The 19,253-nt window shown below is 69.6% G+C and carries 26 protein-coding genes; 13 read left to right on the top strand and 13 right to left on the bottom strand.

Annotated elements, in window-relative coordinates; translation table 11 throughout:
* Positions 1 to 29 precede the first annotated feature (29 nt).
* Complete coding sequence (locus HUS56_RS09100) at positions 30 to 347, bottom strand: helix-turn-helix transcriptional regulator (RefSeq protein ID WP_173923084.1); 318 nt, start codon at positions 345 to 347, stop codon at positions 30 to 32.
* Positions 344 to 847 carry an SRPBCC family protein gene (locus HUS56_RS09095; protein ID WP_173923083.1) on the bottom strand — a complete coding sequence of 168 codons (504 nt, stop codon included), beginning with the start codon at positions 845 to 847 and terminating at the stop codon, positions 344 to 346. Before HUS56_RS09095 ends, HUS56_RS09100 begins: the two co-directional genes overlap by 4 nt.
* Positions 848 to 997: 150 nt before the next feature.
* Between HUS56_RS09095 and HUS56_RS09090 the strand changes: the two genes are divergently transcribed.
* The 8 genes from HUS56_RS09090 to HUS56_RS09055 all read left to right on the top strand — a co-directional run bounded on the left by HUS56_RS09090 (position 998) and on the right by HUS56_RS09055 (position 6,406).
* Positions 998 to 1,552 (top strand): helix-turn-helix domain-containing protein, encoded by a 555-nt coding sequence (locus HUS56_RS09090; RefSeq protein ID WP_173923082.1) that lies wholly within the window; start codon positions 998 to 1,000, stop codon positions 1,550 to 1,552.
* Complete coding sequence (locus tag HUS56_RS09085; RefSeq protein ID WP_173923081.1) at positions 1,549 to 2,229, top strand: hypothetical protein; 681 nt, start codon at positions 1,549 to 1,551, stop codon at positions 2,227 to 2,229. The genes HUS56_RS09090 and HUS56_RS09085 overlap by 4 nt, the downstream gene beginning before the upstream one ends.
* An 86-nt stretch (positions 2,230 to 2,315) precedes the next feature.
* Entirely contained in the window at positions 2,316 to 2,762 is a 447-nt protein-coding gene (locus HUS56_RS09080) for an SRPBCC domain-containing protein (protein ID WP_173923080.1), read from the top strand.
* Positions 2,759 to 3,280 (top strand): TetR/AcrR family transcriptional regulator, encoded by a 522-nt coding sequence (locus tag HUS56_RS09075; RefSeq protein ID WP_173923079.1) that lies wholly within the window; start codon positions 2,759 to 2,761, stop codon positions 3,278 to 3,280. The genes HUS56_RS09080 and HUS56_RS09075 overlap by 4 nt, the downstream gene beginning before the upstream one ends.
* Positions 3,277 to 4,059: a hypothetical protein gene (locus tag HUS56_RS09070; RefSeq protein ID WP_173923078.1), complete on the top strand. Its 783-nt coding sequence runs from the start codon at positions 3,277 to 3,279 to the stop codon at positions 4,057 to 4,059. Before HUS56_RS09075 ends, HUS56_RS09070 begins: the two co-directional genes overlap by 4 nt.
* A gap of 86 nt (positions 4,060 to 4,145) precedes the next feature.
* Positions 4,146 to 5,438 (top strand): diaminobutyrate--2-oxoglutarate transaminase, encoded by a 1,293-nt coding sequence (gene ectB / locus HUS56_RS09065; protein ID WP_173923077.1) that lies wholly within the window; start codon positions 4,146 to 4,148, stop codon positions 5,436 to 5,438.
* A gap of 109 nt (positions 5,439 to 5,547) precedes the next feature.
* Positions 5,548 to 6,015, top strand: coding sequence for a VOC family protein (locus HUS56_RS09060; RefSeq protein ID WP_173923076.1), 468 nt, complete (start codon positions 5,548 to 5,550; stop codon positions 6,013 to 6,015).
* Between the two features lie 7 nt (positions 6,016 to 6,022).
* On the top strand, positions 6,023 to 6,406 hold the full coding sequence (locus tag HUS56_RS09055) for a YciI family protein (protein ID WP_173923075.1): 384 nt from the start codon (positions 6,023 to 6,025) through the stop codon (positions 6,404 to 6,406).
* A gap of 45 nt (positions 6,407 to 6,451) precedes the next feature.
* On the opposite strand, the gene HUS56_RS09050 is transcribed toward HUS56_RS09055, so the two are convergent.
* The 5 genes from HUS56_RS09050 to HUS56_RS09030 form a co-directional block, all read right to left on the bottom strand.
* Positions 6,452 to 7,327 (bottom strand): RNA polymerase sigma-70 factor, encoded by an 876-nt coding sequence (locus HUS56_RS09050; RefSeq protein WP_173923074.1) that lies wholly within the window; start codon positions 7,325 to 7,327, stop codon positions 6,452 to 6,454.
* On the bottom strand, positions 7,324 to 7,920 hold the full coding sequence (locus HUS56_RS09045; RefSeq protein ID WP_173923073.1) for a carboxymuconolactone decarboxylase family protein: 597 nt from the start codon (positions 7,918 to 7,920) through the stop codon (positions 7,324 to 7,326). The genes HUS56_RS09050 and HUS56_RS09045 overlap by 4 nt, the downstream gene beginning before the upstream one ends.
* Positions 7,921 to 8,036: 116 nt before the next feature.
* A complete protein-coding gene (locus tag HUS56_RS09040) occupies positions 8,037 to 8,513 on the bottom strand; it encodes a cupin domain-containing protein (RefSeq protein ID WP_173923072.1) in 477 nt (158 codons plus the stop codon).
* 157 nt (positions 8,514 to 8,670) lie between these two features.
* The gene (locus HUS56_RS09035; protein WP_173923071.1) at positions 8,671 to 10,089 is read right to left on the bottom strand and encodes an HNH endonuclease signature motif containing protein; all 1,419 of its coding nucleotides are present in this window, start codon (positions 10,087 to 10,089) and stop codon (positions 8,671 to 8,673) included.
* Positions 10,090 to 10,193: 104 nt separating this feature from the next.
* Positions 10,194 to 11,183 (bottom strand): DUF5937 family protein, encoded by a 990-nt coding sequence (locus HUS56_RS09030; protein WP_173923070.1) that lies wholly within the window; start codon positions 11,181 to 11,183, stop codon positions 10,194 to 10,196.
* 111 nt (positions 11,184 to 11,294) lie between these two features.
* Here HUS56_RS09030 and HUS56_RS09025 point away from each other — a divergent pair, with 111 nt between their 5' ends.
* The gene (locus HUS56_RS09025) at positions 11,295 to 11,687 is read left to right on the top strand and encodes a cupin domain-containing protein (RefSeq protein ID WP_254431374.1); all 393 of its coding nucleotides are present in this window, start codon (positions 11,295 to 11,297) and stop codon (positions 11,685 to 11,687) included.
* Between the two features lie 35 nt (positions 11,688 to 11,722).
* Positions 11,723 to 12,013: a DUF4287 domain-containing protein gene (locus tag HUS56_RS09020; RefSeq protein WP_173923069.1), complete on the top strand. Its 291-nt coding sequence runs from the start codon at positions 11,723 to 11,725 to the stop codon at positions 12,011 to 12,013.
* A gap of 17 nt (positions 12,014 to 12,030) precedes the next feature.
* Here HUS56_RS09020 and HUS56_RS09015 read toward each other — a convergent pair whose 3' ends face one another.
* The 4 genes from HUS56_RS09015 to HUS56_RS09000 form a co-directional block, all read right to left on the bottom strand.
* Complete coding sequence (locus HUS56_RS09015; protein WP_173923068.1) at positions 12,031 to 12,270, bottom strand: helix-turn-helix transcriptional regulator; 240 nt, start codon at positions 12,268 to 12,270, stop codon at positions 12,031 to 12,033.
* Positions 12,270 to 12,767, bottom strand: coding sequence for a DUF2975 domain-containing protein (locus tag HUS56_RS09010; protein ID WP_173923067.1), 498 nt, complete (start codon positions 12,765 to 12,767; stop codon positions 12,270 to 12,272). Before HUS56_RS09010 ends, HUS56_RS09015 begins: the two co-directional genes overlap by 1 nt.
* A 103-nt stretch (positions 12,768 to 12,870) precedes the next feature.
* On the bottom strand, positions 12,871 to 13,560 hold the full coding sequence (locus HUS56_RS09005; protein ID WP_254431373.1) for a response regulator transcription factor: 690 nt from the start codon (positions 13,558 to 13,560) through the stop codon (positions 12,871 to 12,873).
* Positions 13,553 to 15,613 (bottom strand): sensor histidine kinase, encoded by a 2,061-nt coding sequence (locus tag HUS56_RS09000; protein WP_173923066.1) that lies wholly within the window; start codon positions 15,611 to 15,613, stop codon positions 13,553 to 13,555. Before HUS56_RS09000 ends, HUS56_RS09005 begins: the two co-directional genes overlap by 8 nt.
* 220 nt (positions 15,614 to 15,833) lie before the next feature.
* On the opposite strand from HUS56_RS09000, the gene HUS56_RS08995 reads away from it, so the two are divergent.
* From HUS56_RS08995 to HUS56_RS08985, 3 genes are read left to right on the top strand one after another with little or no spacing between them, the layout of a single operon-like run.
* A complete protein-coding gene (locus tag HUS56_RS08995; RefSeq protein WP_173923065.1) occupies positions 15,834 to 16,325 on the top strand; it encodes a hypothetical protein in 492 nt (163 codons plus the stop codon).
* Positions 16,326 to 16,356: 31 nt separating this feature from the next.
* Positions 16,357 to 17,826: a multicopper oxidase family protein gene (locus HUS56_RS08990; protein ID WP_254431372.1), complete on the top strand. Its 1,470-nt coding sequence runs from the start codon at positions 16,357 to 16,359 to the stop codon at positions 17,824 to 17,826.
* Positions 17,827 to 17,871: 45 nt separating this feature from the next.
* Complete coding sequence (locus HUS56_RS08985) at positions 17,872 to 18,279, top strand: nuclear transport factor 2 family protein (protein ID WP_173923063.1); 408 nt, start codon at positions 17,872 to 17,874, stop codon at positions 18,277 to 18,279.
* Here HUS56_RS08985 and HUS56_RS08980 read toward each other — a convergent pair.
* Both HUS56_RS08980 and HUS56_RS08975 read right to left on the bottom strand, forming a co-directional pair.
* Positions 18,276 to 18,659, bottom strand: a complete 384-nt coding sequence (locus tag HUS56_RS08980) for a nuclear transport factor 2 family protein (RefSeq protein ID WP_173923062.1) — start codon at positions 18,657 to 18,659, stop codon at positions 18,276 to 18,278. The genes HUS56_RS08985 and HUS56_RS08980 overlap by 4 nt on opposite strands.
* Positions 18,660 to 18,762: 103 nt before the next feature.
* On the bottom strand, positions 18,763 to 19,251 hold the full coding sequence (locus HUS56_RS08975) for a GNAT family N-acetyltransferase (protein WP_173923061.1): 489 nt from the start codon (positions 19,249 to 19,251) through the stop codon (positions 18,763 to 18,765).
* Positions 19,252 to 19,253: the final 2 nt, after the last annotated feature.

Below are 19,253 nucleotides of genomic sequence, written 5' to 3'. Positions count from 1 at the left end.
AGCGAGGCAGATGCGCCCGCCCGATCGCGCTACAGCTCCTCGGCGATCTGCCTGATGGCCGCGAGACGACGGTCCCACTCGGCGCCGATGGCCTCGAGCCGGCGGGCCGTCTGGGCCAACTGCGAGCCGATGACGCGGTACCGCACCTCTCGGCCGACCCGGATCGGCTCGACGAGACCCACCTCCTGGAGCACAGCGAGGTGCTTCGCGATCGCCTGCCGAGTCACGGGCAGGCGCCCGGCGAGGGCCGACGCGGATGCGTCTCCCTCGCCGAGCGCCGCCAGGATGCTCCATCGCGTGTCGTCGCCGAGCGCGGCGAACACGGGGACCAGCGTTCCTGTGCTCACGCGGCACCCTCGACGCTCGACGCTCCAGCGCCCTCGAGCAGGGCCACGAGCTTGTCGAGCTCCGAGACCCAGCCCTCCCCATGGGACGCCATGTTCGCGGCGGGGTCGGAGGTGCGGTCGAACCCCGTCTCGACGACGGTGAGCTGCGTGCCGTCCTCCACGCGTTCGAGGGTGAACGTGAACACGGTCGACGTGTCGTCGTCGACGGCGTCGGGCAGTCGCCCGAGCGCATCGTCGTTGCCCCAGCGGTACGACACCAGGTGGGGCGGATCGATCGCCTCGACCCGGATGGGCACCGCGCCGTAGTCGGGGAAGGTCATCGTCCCGGTTGCCCCGGGTCCGGCACCGTCGAGCACGGTGCGCCCGAACCATCGGGAGATGTGCTCGGGCTCGGTGATCGCGCGCCACACCTTCTCGACCGGCGCGGCGATGCGGATGGTACGGCGCACGCTGAACGTGCCCTCGTCGATGATCGATGGCTGGTTGTCGGTCATGGTCATGATGATCGTTCCTTTCGATGGGTGAGTGCAACTGTTCAGTTGCTTTACTCCTGCAACCCGATAGTTGCATATTGCCGCTCTTCGCGCAACTGTTTGGTTGCATACTGTTGATCAACCTCACCTATCTCACTTGTGATATCGTTCTCAATTGTGAGAGAGAAGCCACTCGCCAAGGCCGACGTGCTGCTGCAGCCGCAGCGCATCGCGATCCTGCGCGCCCTCGGCTCGCAGTCGCTGACCCCGAAGCAGTTGGCCGAGGTCCTCCCCACGCTTCCGCATGCCACGCTGTACCGGCACCTGGCCGCGCTGCACGAGGCGGGCATCATCGCGGTCGTCGATGAGCGGCCCGTGCGCGGGGCGATCGAGCGCACGTACTCGCTCGCCGCGGGCGCCGGCATCCTGGGCGCCGACGACCTCGCGACCGCGACGCGCGACGACCACTTCCGATACTTCGCAACCTTCGTCGCCGGGCTGCTCGGCGAGTTCGGCCACTACCTCGAGCGACCCGAGGTCGACCTGCTCGCCGACGGTGTCGGGTACCGCGAACTCGTGCTGAACCTGACCGACGATGAGCTGCGCGAGCTGCTCGCCGAGCTGCGTGCCGTGCTCGACGCCCACCGCCACCATCCCCGGTCCACAGACCGAACCCCCCGCCTGATCGGCACCATCACGATGCCGGTCGATCGACCGAACGGAAACGCATGACCGACCTGACCCTGCTCGCACCCCGGGCCCGCCGAAACGTGCCGCTGATGCTCGTCGCCCCGCTGCTCGCCGGTGCGATCCTCATCGCCACGATCGGGGCGCCGCTCTGGCTGGCTCTCGTGCTCGGCGCCGCCGGTTGGCTCGTGGCACTCGTGCTGCGGCAGCCGGTCGCGCTCATCGCCGATCGCCTGTTCGGCCGCCAGCGGGCGATGACCATCGTGGGCTGGTTCTCGGGCCCCGCCGAGGAGCTCGTGCGCCTGGCGCTCGTGCTCCTCGCGATCCGCAGTCTCGACGAGGCACTCTGGGCCGGCTTCGGCTGGGCCACGGTCGAGGTCCTCCTCGTCGTGGTCAACATGCTGGTGCTGGCGTCGCTCATGACGAAAGACGATCCGAAGTCGCTCGAGGCGCAGCAGCAGCTGCGAGATCTGGGCATGACCGAACCGCAGTCGGGCGTCTGGGGCCTGCTCGAACGCCTCAGCGCCACCGCGCTGCACATCGGCTTCACGCTGTTGCTGTTCGCCTCGCCGTGGTTCGTGCTGCTCACCCTGCCGGTGCACTCGATCACCAACATGGTGGCCGTGCGGTTCGTCAAGACGCACCTCGTCGGCACCGAGCTGGCCCTGCTCGTCGCCGGTGTGCTCGCCCTCGGCGGCGGCCTTGCCGCCGTGCTTCTCTGACGGACACGTTCCGCCTCGAGCTTGACGGCTAACGGCGTTAGCCCTAACCTTGAGCTAACACCGTTAGCCGAGAGGATCGAGTTCCCATGCCCACCACCATCACCACCGGCATCCGCATCGACGCGCCGGCCGACGCCGTCTGGGCTACGCTCACCGACACCAGCCTGTTCCGCGAATGGAACCCGTTCGTGACCGAGATCCACGGGCGCCTCGCCCTGGGCGAGCGGTTGCGAGTCCGCATCGCTCCCCCCGGCGGCGCGGCCATGACCTTCCGCCCCCGAATCACCCGCTTCATCCCCGGGCGCCAGCTCGCCTGGCTGGGTTCGTTCGGCGTGCGGGGCATCTTCGACGGCGAGCACTCGTTCACGATCGAACCGATCGGCGCGCACGCCTGCCGATTCACGCACGCCGAGACCTTCCGGGGCGTGCTGGTGCCGCTCATGCGCGGCGCGCTGGCCCGCACCGAGTCCGGGTTCGAGCTCATGAACGCCGCACTCCGCGACCGCGTCGAGACGGTCGTGCCCGTCCGATGAGCCGACGAGACGAGATCCTGGATGCCGCAGCCGGCCTGCTCGTCGAAGAAGGGCCCGACGCCCTCTCGATGCGGCGGCTGGGGGAGCTCCTCGGCATCCGCGCGCCGTCGCTCTACAAGCACGTCAGCGGCAAGGAGGAGATCCTCGCCGCGCTCCAGGAGCGGGCGTTGCGCGCGATGGCGGTCGAACTCGAAGCGGCTCGCCCTGATGTGCGCGGTCTCGGAGATGCGTACCGGGCGTGGGCGCTCGCGAACCCGCAGCAGTACACGCTCGTGACGCGGCATCCACTCGACCGCGACCGACTCGCCCCCGGCGTCGAGGCGGCTGCTGCGGCACCGCTCCTCGCAGCGGTCGGCGGCGACCAGGCGCGCGCGCGGGCGCTGTGGGGCCTCGCGCACGGGCTCGTCGACCTCGAGCTCGCCGGGCGCTTCCCGTCCACCGCCGACCTCGACGCCACCTGGCGTGCGGCGATCGAACTGTTCGAACCAGAACCGACGCAGAAGGAATCCCAGCCATGAGCGCTCTGACCTCATCCGCCGCCATCAGCGCGCCTGCGGAGCTCGACGGCCGCGCCGTGCGCGTCCCAGGACGTCGCATCGCCGAGCTGCTGCTCGTGCGGCTCGCGCTCTTCGCCGTGTTCCAGGCCGTGATCGCCGGCCTCCTCGCCGTCGGCGGCACCGCAGACCCGTGGGCCGCTTCCGCCGCGTGGTGGCCGCTCACCGCCACGGCCGCGAACCTCGTGAACCTCGGCCTGCTCGCCCGGTATCTGCGACTCGACGGATCGTCGATCGCGTCGCTCTACCGAGTACGTCGCGAAACGCTCGGGCGCGACATCCTGACCACCCTCGGCATCGTTGCGATCGCTGCTCCGCTCGCCGCGCTGCCCAACATCGGGCTGGCCGCCTGGCTGTTCGGCGACCCGCAGGTCGCGCTCGACCTGTTCGTGCAGCCGCTGCCGATGTGGGCCGCGATCGCCGGCCTCGTGCTGTTCCCGATCACGACCGCGCTCGCCGAGCTGCCGACCTACTACGGGTACGTGCAGCCGCACCTGGCACGCCTCACCCGTTCGGCGTGGCTCATCGTGCTGCTTCCGGCGCTGGTGCACGCGTTCCAGCACGCCGCGCTGCCGCTCATCTTCGACACCGAGTTCATCATGTGGCGTGCGCTCATGTTCCTGCCGTTCGCGCTGCTGCTGTCGATCGCGCTGCGCTGGCGCCCGAGGGTGCTGCCCTACCTGCTCGTCGTGCACTTCGCGCTCGACCTGCAGGCGGTGCTCATGGTGGTCGCGGCATCCTGAGGCCTGACGACCCTCGGCATTCGAGGGTCTCCCAGCCGTCACCATCTACGCTCGATGCATCCCCGACCCGTGAGGAGCACTCCGCCATGAGCGAATCCGCGATCCTGGAATCCGCCACCCTCGACGTCTTCGACCGCCGGGAGTCGGAGGTGCGCGGGTACGTCCGCGCCTTCCCGACCGTGTTCGACCGTGCGACCGGGTCGGTCCTCATCGACGCCGACGGCCGCGAGTACCTCGACTTCTTCGCGGGCGCCGGCGTGCTCAACTACGGGCACAACAACCCGGCATTCACCCGGGCGATCATCGAGTACCTCGAGCGAGACGGCATCATCCACGGCCTCGACATGGCGACCTCGGCCAAGAAGGCGTTCATCGAGACGTTCGAGCGGGTCGTGCTGCAGCCGCGCGGTCTCGACCACAAGCTGCAGTTCACCGGCCCGACGGGTGCGAACGCCGTCGAGGCCGCGCTCAAGGTCGCCCGTCAGGCGACGGGCCGGTCGAACATCGTGGCGTTCACGAACGCGTTCCACGGGCTGAGCTTGGGCTCGCTCGCCGCAACGGGCAACAGCCACTACCGCGGGGCGGCCGGCGTGGGCCTCGACGACATCGCCCGCCTGCCGTACGACGGATACCTCGGCTCCGATGTCGACACGCTCGACCTGCTCGAGAAGATGCTCGACGACGCGGGTTCCGGACTCGACCTGCCCGCCGCCGTGATCGTCGAAGCCGTGCAGGGCGAGGGCGGCATCAACGTCGCGAGCGTGTCGTGGCTGCGGCGCCTGCGCGAGCTCACCGAGGCCCGCGGCATCCTGCTCATCCTCGATGAGATCCAGGCCGGCATCGGTCGTACCGGGGCGTTCTTCGCGTTCGAGGAATCCGGGATCGTGCCCGATCTCGTGACCGTCTCGAAGTCGATCTCGGGGTCGGGCCTGCCCATGTCACTCGTCCTGCTGCGCCCCGAGGTCGACGTGTGGAAGCCGGGCCAGCACACCGGCACGTTCCGCGGCAACAACCTCGCGTTCGTCTCCGCCCGGGTCGCGCTCGAGACCTACTGGGCGGACTCCGCATTCACCGACGGGGTTCGCACGAAGTCCGAACTCCTTCGCGCCGAGCTCGACCGCATCGCCACCGATCACCCCGATCAGGGCTTCGCCGTGCGCGGCCGGGGCCTCATGTACGGCCTCGCGTGCGACTCCGACCGCTCGCTCGCCGGGCGCATCTCGAAGGAGGCGTTCCGCCGCGGGCTCGTGATCGAGACGTCGGGTGCGTTCGACGAGGTGCTGAAGTTCCTGCCGGCACTCACGATCACCGAGGAGGAGCTCGCCCGCGGGCTCGCCATCGTGCGCGAGAGCCTCGACGCCGTGCTCGCCGACCGCTGACCGACCGGGTCGATCGCACGCCGACATCCGCGTGATCCGCGGGCGTTCCGTGTGCCCGAGGATCGGCGTAGCGTGAGCGAACCGGCATCCTCGAACAAGGGAGTCAGCGATGGCCCAGCTCGCACCGATCCAGCCGTGCCTCTGGTTCGACGACCAGGCGCGCGAGGCGATGGAGTACTACGTCAGCGTGTTCCCGAACTCGCGCATCACGCGGATCGACGAGTATCCCGACGCGTCGCTCGATGAGCACTTCGCGGGCATGACGGGAAAGGTGATCAACGGGCAGTTCATCCTGAACGGCGTCGACTTCGTCTGCCTCGACGGCGGGCCGCTGTTCACGTTCAACGAGTCGATCTCGTTCATCGTGTCGTGCGCCGACCAGGCCGAGATCGACGAGTACTGGGCGAAGCTGTCGCACGTTCCCGAGGCCGAGCAGTGCGGCTGGTGCAAAGACCGATTCGGCGTCAGCTGGCAGGTCATTCCCGCGAACATGGGCGAACTGACCCGCCGGCCCGAGCAGATCCAGGTGATGATGCAGCAGAAGAAGATCGTCATCGCCGAACTCGAGAACGCGTAGCAGACGGATGCCCCGAAACCCCGACATCCCCGAGGCGTTCGACGTCTACACGGTCGTCGTGCTGCGGCGTCCGGCGGATGCGCCCGAGATGCCCGACGACGAGCTCGACGCGCTGCAGGCGCGCCACCTCGCCTATCGCGCCGAGTTGGGACGGCGAGGTGTGCTCGTCGTGAACGGACCCTTCGGCGAGCAGAGCGATGCGTCGTATCGCGGCATGTCGATCTTCGCCTGCGATCCGGCCGAGGCGGCGAAGGTGTCGGATGCCGATCCCTCCGTCGCGGCGGGGCGACTCGCCTACGACGTGATGGAGTGGTGGGTGCGGGCGGACTCGCTCGCCTTCCCGCTCACCGATCGCGTCGTCGGCGACCGCCGCTCGATGCCCGACGAGTGACACGCCGACGACCGACGCGCCGACGAGCCGCGCGCCCGAGCGTCCTCACCGAGCGAGCAGCGCCTCCGTGTCGAGCCATGCGAGCTTCTGCGGGTTTGCGACCGAGTAGGTGCGCGTGATCTTCCCGTGCTCGATGGTGAGGCTCACCGCGGCGGCGACCTGCCCGTCGACCTCGATCAGCACGCCGGGCTCACCGTTCACCCACGCCCGAGTGGCCACAGCCCGCACCTCGAGCTTCGCCAGGCCGCCGGCCAGGTAGGCCGCCAACTTCTTCGCCCCGACGATCGGCCGTCGGGCCGCGCCGCGGACCTGGCCACCTCCGTCTGCGACCGCGACGACATCGGGTGCGAGCACGTCCATCAGCGACTGCAGGTCGCCGGTATTGAACGCGGCGATGAAGCGTTCGACGACCTGCTCCTGCTCGGTCGGATCCACGCGCACGCGAGGGCGCCGAGCCGCCACGTGGTCTCGCGCGCGGTGGCCGATCTGCCGCACGGCGGCCGGCGTCTTGCCGACCGCCTCCGCGATCTCGTCATAGGGCAGGTCGAACACCTCACGCAGCACGAACACCGCTCGCTCGGTCGGCCCGAGCGTCTCGAGCACGGTCAGCATCGCCATCGAGAGGTTCTCGGCGAGCTCGACGTCATCCGCGACATCCGGGCTCGTGAGCAGCGGCTCGGGCAGCCACTCCCCCACGTAGTCCTCGCGGCGGCGCGACACGGTGCGCAGGTGGTTGAGTGCCTGCCGGGTCACGATCCGAACGAGGTACGCCCGGGGATCGCGCACGCCGCTGTGGTCGACACCGGCCCATCGGATCCACGACTCCTGCAGCACGTCCTCGGCGTCGGCCGCCGAGCCGAGCATCTCGTAGGCGACCGTGAAGAGCAGCCCGCGGTGCCGGACGAACGGGTCGGTACTCATGCTCGCGACACTACGTCGTCGGCTGGCCGGGTGGCGAGCGGCGGCAGGTCGCAGGCGTCCGCGAACCCGTCGGAGTGGATGCCGAGGGCGATGTTCGCCCGTGCCGTCGCGTTGAGGTAGGCGACCGTCGCGCTCAACTCGATGAGCGCTGGGGCGCCCAACTCGGCGAGGAGTTCCTCGGAGAGCTCATCGGTGACGGTCGGCGGCGTCTGGCTCATGGCTTCGGCGTACTCCATCACGCGTCGCTCGAGCGGCGTGAACACCGACGACTCCCGCCATCGCGGTACCTCGCGTGCCTTCGCCTCGTCGAGCTTGTGATTGTGCGCCAGGAAGTAATGCAGGTCGAGGCAGAAGCTGCAGCCTACGAGTGCGGCCGTCGCCATCGACGCGAACGAGCTGAGGTTCGGGTCGAGCCGATTCCACTTCTCGACCTTGCGACCGAACTGAGCCATGTCCTTCAGCACCTGGGGGTGATGCCACATCACCCCCAGGGAGTCGGGAACGAAGCCCACCATCCGCTTGCTCATCGTCTTCATGAGCGCGCCGTAGAGTCCGGTGATCTCCGTGGACGGAATTCGGGTCGAGCCGGTCATGTCTCCTCCAATGGTTCTTGCCTTCAGCATGGAGACACCGGCGCTCACGAGGATGTGACACGTGTGCTGCGAATGATGGATGCCGCGGCATCCCCACCGCGGCATCGGTCACCCGCTCAGGCGTGCTCGTCGGGCGAACCGCCCTCGGGCTCGACCGCCCACGACGGCGGTTCGTCTTTGCCCGTCTCTTCGTCGCGCTCGGCCTCATCGGCCGTCTTCTGCACGAGGCCGGGGGCGTGATGCACCGGCGCGTACACCGCGTAGAGTCGCAGGGGCTCGTTGCCCGTGTTCTCGACGTCGTGCCAGGTGCCGGCCGGCACCTGGATGCTCCATCCGTCGGCGACATCGCGTTGGAAGCTCAGGTCGTCCTTCGAGGGACCCATCTTCACCCTGCCCTTTCCTGCGTCGAGCCGCAGGAACTGGTCGGTTTCAGGGTGCACCTCGAGGCCGATCGACTCGCCCACCGGGATCGACATGAGCGTCACCTGCAGGTACCGGCCGGTCCAGGCGACGGTGCGGTACGTGCCGTTCTCGCGTGTGGCCGTCTCGATGTCGAAGGCGTTGGGGTCGGGTCCGTTGTCGGTGATGTCCATCGTCGCAGTCCTTCCAAGTTCGATCGGTCGACGGGGGTCCGAGCGGATGCCGCTGAGCACCACCATCTCGAGTCGACCCGGTCGGCGGCAAGGAGGTTGTTGCCTTCGGGACCCCGTGCTACGACGGCAGGCGCGGCTCAGAGACGGCAGGCTCGGCTCAGAATGGCGCGGGCTCGTGCTGCTCGTGCTGCGCGTGCTGCATGAGCAACCACCGCAACTCGTCGTCGAACGACTCGTTCGGATCGGGCGGGACCGGCGGCGCAAGAGTCGCCGCAACGTCGGGCGGTGCCGGAAGCCCGGCGGCCCCGTCGCGCGCGGCGACCGGCGTGAACGGCCGCTCGGGCAGTGTGCGCAGCACGTGACCGACCGGTGACGTCCACTGCATCACGCCGCCGGGCTCTTGCACCATCCGCCATCCGCTCTCGTGCTTGAGGCGGTGGTGGTGTCGGCAGAGCGCCGCGAGATTCATGTCGCAGGTCTCGCCGCCGTGCGCACGTGCGGTGGTGTGGTCGAGATCGGCCTGGTCGGCCCGTCGTGAGCAGCCCGGGAATCGGCAGCGACCGTCACGGTACCGCACGAACCCGTCGAGGTCGGCCGGTGCGCGGTAGTGCTCGCGCCCGTAACTGAGCACCGCGCCGGTTTCTGGATGCACCAGGATGCGCCGCATCGACGGCGCGTGCGCGGCAAGCCGTCGTGCGGTCTCGGCATCGATCGGGCCGTACCCATCGAGGTCGGCCGGCTCGTCGTCGAGGCCGAGCAAGGTCAGCACCGGCACGGTGACGTTGATGCTCGGCCGCATCGCACCGGTGCCGGCGGCCAGGCCGGCGCGGGTTCGGCCATCGTCGCCGAGCACACCCCCCAGGAGCAGATCGGCGGCGAGGTCTGCGGCGCGCTGGGCGGCGGTGCGGGAATCACCCGATGTCTCGCGTGCGCCCAGCGCCGTGAGGCGAGCGTCGATCGCGAGCGCCCGCTCGGCCTCGAGGAACACACTGAACCACGCCATGCCGTCGGGTGCTGGATCGACGCAGACCCGCCGCTCGTCGCTGGCGCGGGCGCGCCGGTCGACGATGGGCTCGGGATGCAGCCGCTCACGCACCCGCCGCATGCGGCGGCGCACCTCGGCGTTCGTGGATACCACGCCCCGTGTCACGGCGGCCGCGGCGGCATCGAGCGCGACCTGTTCAACGGCATCGGCGACCTCGACGGGCAAGCCATGGGTGAGCTCGAGCACCGAGCGGACCTGGGTGAGCGAGAGCGTGCCCTCGCTCAGCGCTTCACGCGTCGCAACGCGCGGCCCCGTCAGCCGCTCGGCCTCGGCCACCAGGCGCGACGCGGTGACCTCATGCAGCCCCAGTGTGGTGGCGAGCTCGGCCACGAAGGAGCGCATCGCCATATCGCGCTCACGGGACGTGCTCGACGGTGTGACGCCGTCGACTTCGGCCGCGAGCTCGCGAGCGCGTTGGACCCGCCGGTACTGGTCGGCCTGGATCTGCCGGATCATGCGATCGAAGGTCTCGATCGCGGCCAGTTCGAACTCGAGAGCCGCTGCAGGCGGAAGGTCGATGATCGCTGGCACGGCTTCATCCAATCAGCAGCCACCGACATTCGAGGCCGACGAAATCACTGGTCAGATAGGGGGATCCCAGCACAGCGCAAGATCGATGGCCGAGCGGTGACCGCTCATCCCGAGGACCCCACCAGCGCCTCCCCGAGCGGGGTGCGCAGGTGGAGCATCCTCGCGCCGTCGCGTCGGCTGGCGATGAGACCGGCGTCGCGAAGCACCGTGAGATGGTGCGAGGCCGTCGAGAGGGCGATCCCGGCGTCAGTCGCCACTCGTGACGTGGTGCGTTCCTCGTGCGCGGTCAGCAGGATGTCGGCGCGAGCGCCGCCGAGCAGCACCGCCAGCGCCTCCGCGAGCGCCGCGGCATCCGTCGCCCACTGCTCCGTGACGCCCTGCGCAGGATAGAACATCGTCGGTTGAGCGGGTGGCTCGGTGAGCACGGCACACCCGAGGCCGCCGAACACCGACGGAACGAGCACCACCCCCGAGCCGCGGCAGTCGAGCACCTCGGAGTGCAGCGCGAGCTCGACCCGGAGCGCGCTCTCGTGCCATCCGACGGTGTGATGCAGCCCCTCGACCATGCTGGCCAGGCCATCGGAGGCGATGCGGCGGGCGCGCACCGCGATGTCGGCGCGCAGGATGCGCTCGAGTTGCGCCCATACCGGGTCGAGCAACGCCGACCACAACTCGAGCCACGCGTCGGCGATCATCGCCCGGGCACGCGGAAGGTCGTCGAGCATGCGCTGCACCGCGTCGCGCCTGGCTCCCGTCGACCTCACCAGCACCTTGCCGAGGTCGACTCGCATGAGCTCATCGGGAACCTCCCGCAGCCGCGCGGCCTCGTGGATGGGCTCGAGCTCCCACGTCGGCGTGGTCGTGAGGAAGTCGGGAAAGTATCCGCGATCGCGCACGATCACGGCGAAGAGCTCGAAGGCGTCGCGCGGCACGCGCTCGCGCACGCTGCGGAGCCAGCCCCACTGCAGCGGATGCTCGCCCGGGCGCTGCAGCACCCGCACTGCGTGGCACAACTCATGGCCGGGTGAGACGCCGAAGCGGATCGCCGAGACATCGCCCGGCGCGAGGCGGAACTCCACGAAGTTTCGATCCACGTCGAAACACTACCGACGACGGATGTTGCGCGCGAGCCTTGCTGCAGGCATCCGCCGAGACCGCAGTCGCGGCATCCGATACCGAGGCATCCGAGTCCGAATGGAGCACCCATGAACACCGCTGAGATCACCCTCGCACCCACCATGGACGGCACGGCGAGCGTCGGCATCGTGCCGGCCGAATCACTGGTGGTGGGCACCGGGCGTACCCGCCGATTCGTCGGTCGCGAGCACGGCGCCGGCATCTCGTACTTCTTCGTCGACAACGAGCCCGGACAGGGGCCGGGGCTGCATTGGCACCCCTACACCGAGACCTGGGTCGTGCTCGAGGGGTCCGCCGAGATCACCATGGGCGACCGCCGACTGATCGCTGGTGTCGGCGACACTGCGACCGTGCCGACCGGGGTGTGGCACCGCTTCGAGAACGTCGGCGACGGGCGGCTGAAGATGCTCTGCATCCACGCGTCGGACGTCATCATCCAGACCTGGGCCGACGAGGACTGACTCGGCCAGACGAAGAAACGAAGGAGAGCACCGCAATGTCATTCCAGGCCTACCTCGACAACATCGAGACCAAGGCCGGACTCCCGCCCCGCCAGTTCGTCGCACTCGCCGACGAGAAGGGCTTCGGCCCGGGCACCAAGGCGACGCCCATCGTCGAATGGCTCGCCGCCGACTACGGCCTCGGCCGCGGCCACGCGATGGCGCTCGTGCACGTCATCACGATGGGCCCGCAGATCAGCACGAAGCACGTCGACAGCGGTGGCACGCACAGCGACCCGACCGACACGCTCTGGCTCGACGGGGCTGCGTCCAATCCGAACCGGTGAGGCGCTCGCTCGATCGATCAGTCGGTCGATGCCGACTGCGCCTCGGGCTCGGCCGCTTCGACCCACTCGAGCAGGTCACCCGGCTGGCACTCGAGCACACGGCACATGGCGTCGAGGGTGCTGAACCGCACCGCTTTGGCGCGACCGTTCTTCAGCACGGCGACGTTCGCCGGCGTGAGCCCGACCCGGTCGGCGAACTCGCCGACGCTCATCTTGCGCTTGGCGAGTTCGACGTCGATGCGCACGATGATCGGCATCAGATCACTTCCTCCAGGTCGGTGCGCAGCACGGTGGCCTGCCGCAGCAGCGCGCGGAGCACGACCACCGTCAGCACGACGACGGCGCCGATCAGCACCATCCCGGTCAGGAGGATCGGAGTTCCGGGGTCACGGAGCTCGGGCGTGAAATAGATCACGGCGACGAGGTAGGTCGACAGGCCGGCCAGCATGATCCACGCGGCAGCCATCGCCCAGACGATCACGTCGACCCACACGAAGGACTCGTCGCTGAAGATGCGATCGGCCCTGACCAGCGTGAGCAGCCGCCACGTGCACACGATGACGATCTGGAAGCAGAGGATCTCGAGGATCGCGAAGGTGAGGAGCAGTCCCGGGACGAACCCCGCGTCGGGATTCTCGTCGGCCATCTGCCGGAACTCGCCGGGCAGGCTGAACACCTGCGCCATGATGAGCCCGAGGAAGACCAGCACGAGCAGCACCCTGAGTGGGATGACCACCCAATTCATCTTCGTCATGCATCGACTATCGTGGTGTATCTATCGTTTGTCAATAGCTTTCTGCCGTAGCACCGTCGCAGGGCGTCGCGCTGCTTCCGCCGGATCGACGCGACCTCGGCGCTCACTCCGACGACGCCTCGCCGTCCTGCAGGAACGTCAGCACCGCCGCCACCCGCCGATGCACGCCCGTCTCTGGAAGCCGCAGCTTCGTGAAGATCGCGTTGACATGCTTCTCCACCGTCGACGACGACAGGAACAGCGACTGCTCGATGCCCGCGTTGGTCTTGCCCGCCGCCATCTCGCGCAGCACTTCGAGCTCGCGCGGCGAGAGCGCCGCGAGCGGGCTGGCCGCGCCCGCCGCACTGCGGCGGCGCACGAGCGTGTCGACGATCTGCGGGTCGATCACCGAACCACCCGCCCGCACCTCGCGCAGCGCGTGCACGAGGTCCTCGAGGTCGCCGATGCGGTCCTTCAGCAGGTAGCCGAGCCCGGCCGAGCCGTCGGAGAACAGTGCGAGCGCGTAGCTCTCGTCGGCGTGCTGCGACAGCACCACCACGCCCGTCGACGGCGAGGTCGCGCGGATGGCGTGGGCTGCCTCGATGCCCTCCATGTGGTGGCCCGGCGGCATCCGGATGTCGGTCAGGACCGCGTGCGGCGACAGGCGTCGCACGGCGTCGACCAGCTCGATCGCATTCCCCGTCGAGGCGACGACGTCGATCTCGCCGGAGTCCTCGAGCAGGCGACGCAGCCCCTCCCGCACGAGGTAGTTGTCCTCGGCGATCACGACGCGCAGCACGGCCTGGTCATTCAACGCGATCACCGACCGGCAGGTCGACGAGCACCGTCGTGCCGGTGCCCGATGAGTCGGCCGGCGACACGCTCACGGTGCCGCGGAGCGCGGCGACCCGGTCGCGGATGTTCGCGAGTCCACCGTGCGAGGACGCCGCGGCATCCGTCGCAGATCCGGTGATGCCGCACCCGTCGTCGGTGATCGCGATGCGCAGGTGCCCGTCGTCCCGGGCGAGCGCCACGGAGGCCTGCGTCGCGTTCGCGTGCTTCGCCGTGTTCGCCAGCGCCTCGCGCACCACGTAGTAGGCGGTCGTCTCGACATCGTCGGGGTACCGCTCGGCGCGCACCGCGGCATCCGCCTCGACCGTGAGCGGGATCGGGTATCGCGCGACACCCGATTCGACGGCGGCGACGAGGCCGTTGTCGCTCAGCACTGGCGGGTGGATGCCCTGCGCGAGTTCGCGCAGGTCGGTGAGCGTCTCGCGCGCCTGGTCCTGCAGCTCGACGAGTTCCTCGGGCGTGAGTTCGCCGCGCTGAAGCCGGTTACGGGCGAGCCGCAGGCCCGCGATCTGCGCCACGACGTTCTGCTGGATCCCGTCGTGCAGGTCGCGCTCGAGCCGCCGGCGCTCATCGTCCTGCGCGGCCACGAGCCGCTCGCGCGACGCGGTGAGCTCGTCGAGTTGCTCGGCAAGTTGCGCGGTCAGCCGCACGTTCGCGACGGATGCCGCGGCCTGGCCGGCGACCGTGCGCAGCAGCATCCGCTCGGCGTCGTTGTAGTCGCCGTGGTGACGCGGTCCCACGTCGATGCGACCGAGGGTCTCGTCGCCGCGCACGAGATCGGCCGTGAGCGTGGGCTCGGCCGACGGGTCCGCGTCGCCCGCGGCGCCCATCGGCGACGCGGCGAGCGTTCCGTTGGTCGATGCGAGCCGGATCTGCACCCACGACGCCCCGAGCCCATCGCGCACGGCTTCGGCGAGGCGGGTGAGCAGGTCGCCCGGCTCGCCGGCCTCCTCGAGGCTCGCGCCGAGCCCGCCCAGCAGCTCGAGCTGGCGGTCGCGATCGCCGAAGAGCCGCCGGTGGATCCACCGCTGCACCCAGGTGCGCACCGGCAGAAGCACGACCGCGACGATGGTCGTGACGATCACGGCGGGCACGACGCGGAGACGCCCGGCCAGCAGGATCGCCGGCGTCGCGACCCCGATGGCGTAGAACACGGTGATGATCAGGTTCGCGGAGCGCGCGGCGTTGCGTCCGCGATCGCCCGACGGCACGTCGAACGCCCCGTACTTGAAGATGCCGTGCACCGCGGCGATCGGGATTGCGATGAGCACCGCGTACACGAGGAACTGGCCGACCTCGGGCCACGGAAGGAGCGGCCAGATCGCGAACGCCGCCGAGGCCGCGGCGATCGTGATCGCCATGACGCGGGTGCGCCGCCGAACCTCGGGCGACCCGAACAGCGCCCGCGTGCCGAGCACGACGAGCCCGAGGATCACCGCCGGCCACGACTGGAAGAACAGGACGGTCACGATGGGCTGCGCCCATTCGAGCCACGGCACGACGTACGGATTGGGGATGCCGTCGCCGCTGATGCCGATCCACGGCGACATCACGACGTGCGGTGTCGTGAGCAGCGTCAGCGGACCCTGGAGCAGCGGGACCCACAGGAAGCCCACGGCGATCCGTTGCCATCGGTGCTCGACCACACCGTCGGGGAACGTCGCGAAGACGATGAGGAATGCCGAGGTCGCCACCGCGTCGGACGTGAGCCCGATGAGGTTGAAGAGCGGGAACCAGGGCTCCGCCATGATCTCGATGTTGCGATGCAGGAAGGTCTCGTATGCGGAGCCGACGAGGATGGCCGTCGCCGCGAGCGCGATGAGCACGGCGGTCAGCGATCTCGTCACCGTCAGCAGCCAGATGCCCAGCACGAACAACGGAAGCGCGCCGAGGATCGGCCACGCGAGCCCGTGGTCGGCGTCGGCCTCGATGAAGCCCCGCACGATGACGATGTACACCAGCGCGGCGACCCCGATCGGGCCCAGCGTCGCGAGGCACAGCCACCTGCGGTCCACGGTTCCATGGTCCTCCTCTCGGGCAGGCCGCGGGAGAGGGACATCCGCACCGCCCCTTGGAGGCTGGCCACCATGCAGTCCAAGGCGTTCCGCCACGCGGCATCCGGCCTGCTGCGTTCCGCCTGCATCGCGGGTCGACGAGGGTCGAGGGCGAAGCGGCGCCGCCCTGAGCCCGTCGAAGGGATGCCACGGACCGGCGCCGCACGAAGGAGAAGGCATCATGCGCAAGCTCTACATCGGCCTCGCCTGGACCGTCGCGGGCGCCGTCGTCGTGCAGGCCGCCGCGATCGCGTTCGCGTTCGGCGGCATGCTCAACCTCGTGTCGGAGGGCGGCGTGGTCGACAAGGCGCTGCTCGAGAGCTTCCAGGCGGCCGGCGTCGGCGAGATCGGATTCCTGATCCACGGGGTCGTTGGCGGTGTGCTCATCCCGCTCATCGCGCTCGCGTTGCTCGTGGTCTCGTTCTTCGTGCGGGTCCGCGGCACGACGACGTGGGCGGCGATCGTGTTCGGGCTCGTCGCGTTGCAGGTGACGCTCGGCTTCTCGATCACCGACATGCCGTATCTCGGACTGATCCACGGTGCGAACGCGCTCGCGGTCGTGGCCACGGCGTCGTTCTCGGCGTTCCGCGTCCGGCGGGCACGGGAGGCAGACCCCGCGGACACGTCGGTGACGCCCTCCGAGGGGGCGAGCTCCGATGCCGTCTCGGCGTGACCTCCTGCGATGCGCCGTCGTCGGGGTCGCGGTGGCGACCGCGCTCGGCGCCGGCGCGGTCGCGTGGAGTTCCACACTGCTGGGTGAGTACTCGGTCATGACCATGGGCGGCAGCGCCCACGGGAGCAGCGGCGGTCACGCCGGGCACGGCGGTGAGAGCGGCGGCGCTGCCGCGGCATCCGGAACCGTCGCCTCCAGCAGCGAGGTCAGCGTCACCTCGCTCACCGCCGACCCCGACCGCGCCCCCGACGTGCGGGTCGAGCTCGTGGCCCGGCAGGAGCCGATCGACGTGCCGGGCGGACGCCGAGTCGACGGCTACACGTTGAACGGCACCTCGCCCGGCCCCGAGATCCGCGCCCGGCAGGGCGAGCTCGTCGAGGTGACGCTCGTGAACGAGTCGGTGGCGGCTGGGGCGACCCTGCACTGGCACGGCATCGACGTGCCGAACGCGGCCGACGGCGTCGCCGGCATCACGCAGGATGCGGTGCCCGTCGGCGGCCGCCACGTCTACCGCTTCGTGGCGCAGGATGCCGGCACGTACTGGTACCACTCGCATCAGGTGTCGCACGAGCAGGTGCTGCGCGGCCTCCTGGGTGCGATCGTGATCGACCCGGCCGTGCCGTCGACGGATGCCGCCGACCTCGACGTCACCGCGCTGCTCCACGTGTACGGCGGTCAGCACACCCTCAACGGCCGTGTCGCAGATGAGCGCGTCACCGCCGACCCCGGCTCCACGGTGCGCGTGCGCGTCATCAACAGCGACCAGGGCACCGCCGCAGTCTGGTCGACGGCTCCGTACCGGGTCGTCGCGACCGACGGCGACGACGTGAGCGAGCCGACCGACGTCGACGGGCAGCGCCTGCTCATCCCCGCCGGTGGGCGAGCGGATGTCGCGGTGCGGGCGCCGGCCGACGGCAGCGCCGTGCGACTCCACGTGGGCGGTGCCCGCAGCATCGTGATCGGCGGCCCCGAAGCGTCCGACCCGCCGGCAGCGCGCCAGCCCTCGGAGACGATCGACCTGTTCGCCTACGGCTCGCCGGCGCCGCTCGGCTTCGACCCGTCGTCACCCGACCGCTCGTACGAGTACGTGATCGCCCGGCGCTTCGGCATCATCGACGGCCGCCCCGGCAACTTCTGGACCATCAACGGACGGATGTTCCCCGACGTGCCGATGTTCGAGGTCCGCGAGGGCGAGGTCGTCGTGATGCACCTCCGCAACGACTCGGGCGACGTGCATCCCATGCACCTGCACGGCCACCACGTCGTCGTGCTGTCACGCGACGGCGTCGCGGCATCCGGAAGCCCATGGATCGTCGACTCGCTCGACGTGCACCCCGGCGAGCGATACGACATCGCCTTCGTCGCCGACAACCCCGGCATCTGGAGCGATCACTGCCACACGCTCCCGCACGCGGTCGACGGACTCGTGGCTCACGTCATGTACGAGGGCGTCACATCGCCGTTCACGATCAACGGCGACGCGGGAAACCAGCCCGAGTGACGGAAACACCTTTCGGCATCCGCCCACGAGGACTTGAATGCAGCCATGGCCGATCGCGACGAATTCCTCGACTGGTTCGACACCACGTGGCGCGCCGCCGAGGACGCGCTCCATGACGGCGATGCCGGGCCACGGTTCCAGACCTGGTCGGAGCGAGCACCCGTGACGCTCTTCGGCGCGTGGCGCAATGCCATCGACCCCGCCGGTGCGCGCGATGTCTTCCTGAGGCTGGCGGAGGGCTTTTCCGACGTGACATCGACTGACATCGACCTCGTCGCCGCAGATGTGAGCGGCGACCTCGCCTACACCGTCCATCGGGAGATCACGTCGACGAGCGTCGACGGCGAGCCGCGCGACTACGTGCTCAGGGTGACCCAGGTATACCGCCGGGAGGACGGCGAATGGAAGGTCGTCCACCGGCACGCCGACGAAGAGGCGGAACCCGACTCCTAGGTCGGAAGTTCAACCGTGTACGAGACGATCTCGGTGATGCGGCCGGCTTCGTCGAAGTCGAACACGTCGCAGGAGGCGACCACCGAGACGTCGCCGTCGGCCCCCGTGTACCTCGCCAGGCTGTCGACCACCACGCTGTCCTCACCCACTACGGTGCGTTGACGCTGGAACTCGGTGGTCACCGCAGCGAGACCGCCGGCCGTGCGCTCGCAGGCCTTCTTCACGGCCTTTCGCCCGATCAGGGGATCGGAACCCACCACCGTCCAGATGACGTCGTCGGCGAGGTACGGCAGGGCGACGTCGAAGCGGTGGCTCGAGAACGCGCAGGCGATCCGCTCGGTCGAGAGATCGGTCTTCTCCTTCTCGGTCGTGAGGTCCATGTGGCTTGCCCCTTTCGCGCGGGCTTCCCCGCGCCGTTGCGGATACCGAGTGCGTTCAGCCTCGTTCGCGGGCGGCCATCCGTCAAGGGCTCACAGGACGTGCTCAGAGGAACAGCTTGAAACCGACGTGCGACGCCTCGAATCCGAGTCGCTCGTAGAACCTATGGGCATCCTCGCGCCGAACATCGGAGGTGAGCTGAACGAGCGCCGCTCCACACGCACGGCCCTCGTCGATGGCCCAGCGGATCATCGCCGAGCCGAGCCCGAGCCCGCGCGCAGACTCGCCCACCCGCACCGCCTCGATCTGCATGCGCGCCGCGCCGGCGCGCGCGAGACCCGGGAGCAACGTGAGCTGCATCGTGCCGGCGACGGCGCCGTCGGCGTCCTCCACCACGACCAGCGTGTGCGCAGAATCGCGGTCGATCGCGTCGAACGCCACCTCGTAGGGCCCGCGGTGCTCCGGCGCGCTGCTGTCGTCGTTCGCGCGGAGGGCGTCCGCAGCGATCAGTTCGGTCAGCGCGGGAAGGTCATCGCGCTCCGCGCGTCGCACGGTGAAGGGCACGCCATTGGCGTCGATCGTGGCGAGGGGCATCC

The organism is Agromyces sp. Marseille-P2726, from assembly GCF_902809835.1.
Classification (GTDB): Bacteria; Actinomycetota; Actinomycetes; order Actinomycetales; family Microbacteriaceae; genus Agromyces.
This window is presented reverse-complemented; position numbering and strand designations above follow the sequence as displayed.

What these genes read in the sequence shown, in the direction of transcription:
- HUS56_RS09080 (WP_173923080.1), top strand. Translation starts at nt 2,316, where the DNA reads ATGCCCACCACCATCACCACCGGCATCCGCATCGACGCGCCGGCCGAC.
- ectB (WP_173923077.1), top strand. Translation starts at nt 4,146, where the DNA reads ATGAGCGAATCCGCGATCCTGGAATCCGCCACCCTCGACGTCTTCGAC.
- HUS56_RS08985 (WP_173923063.1), top strand. Translation starts at nt 17,872, where the DNA reads ATGGCCGATCGCGACGAATTCCTCGACTGGTTCGACACCACGTGGCGC.
- HUS56_RS08975 (WP_173923061.1), bottom strand. Translation starts at nt 19,251, where the DNA reads ATGCCCCTCGCCACGATCGACGCCAATGGCGTGCCCTTCACCGTGCGA.
- HUS56_RS09010 (WP_173923067.1), bottom strand. Translation starts at nt 12,767, where the DNA reads ATGACGAAGATGAATTGGGTGGTCATCCCACTCAGGGTGCTGCTCGTG.
- HUS56_RS09060 (WP_173923076.1), top strand. Translation starts at nt 5,548, where the DNA reads ATGGCCCAGCTCGCACCGATCCAGCCGTGCCTCTGGTTCGACGACCAG.
- HUS56_RS09020 (WP_173923069.1), top strand. Translation starts at nt 11,723, where the DNA reads ATGTCATTCCAGGCCTACCTCGACAACATCGAGACCAAGGCCGGACTC.
- HUS56_RS09070 (WP_173923078.1), top strand. Translation starts at nt 3,277, where the DNA reads ATGAGCGCTCTGACCTCATCCGCCGCCATCAGCGCGCCTGCGGAGCTC.
- HUS56_RS09015 (WP_173923068.1), bottom strand. Translation starts at nt 12,270, where the DNA reads ATGCCGATCATCGTGCGCATCGACGTCGAACTCGCCAAGCGCAAGATG.
- HUS56_RS09075 (WP_173923079.1), top strand. Translation starts at nt 2,759, where the DNA reads ATGAGCCGACGAGACGAGATCCTGGATGCCGCAGCCGGCCTGCTCGTC.
- HUS56_RS09085 (WP_173923081.1), top strand. Translation starts at nt 1,549, where the DNA reads ATGACCGACCTGACCCTGCTCGCACCCCGGGCCCGCCGAAACGTGCCG.
- HUS56_RS08980 (WP_173923062.1), bottom strand. Translation starts at nt 18,659, where the DNA reads ATGGACCTCACGACCGAGAAGGAGAAGACCGATCTCTCGACCGAGCGG.
- HUS56_RS09045 (WP_173923073.1), bottom strand. Translation starts at nt 7,920, where the DNA reads ATGACCGGCTCGACCCGAATTCCGTCCACGGAGATCACCGGACTCTAC.
- HUS56_RS08995 (WP_173923065.1), top strand. Translation starts at nt 15,834, where the DNA reads ATGCGCAAGCTCTACATCGGCCTCGCCTGGACCGTCGCGGGCGCCGTC.
- HUS56_RS09095 (WP_173923083.1), bottom strand. Translation starts at nt 847, where the DNA reads ATGACCATGACCGACAACCAGCCATCGATCATCGACGAGGGCACGTTC.
- HUS56_RS09055 (WP_173923075.1), top strand. Translation starts at nt 6,023, where the DNA reads ATGCCCCGAAACCCCGACATCCCCGAGGCGTTCGACGTCTACACGGTC.
- HUS56_RS09040 (WP_173923072.1), bottom strand. Translation starts at nt 8,513, where the DNA reads ATGGACATCACCGACAACGGACCCGACCCCAACGCCTTCGACATCGAG.
- HUS56_RS09050 (WP_173923074.1), bottom strand. Translation starts at nt 7,327, where the DNA reads ATGAGTACCGACCCGTTCGTCCGGCACCGCGGGCTGCTCTTCACGGTC.
- HUS56_RS09025 (WP_254431374.1), top strand. Translation starts at nt 11,295, where the DNA reads ATGAACACCGCTGAGATCACCCTCGCACCCACCATGGACGGCACGGCG.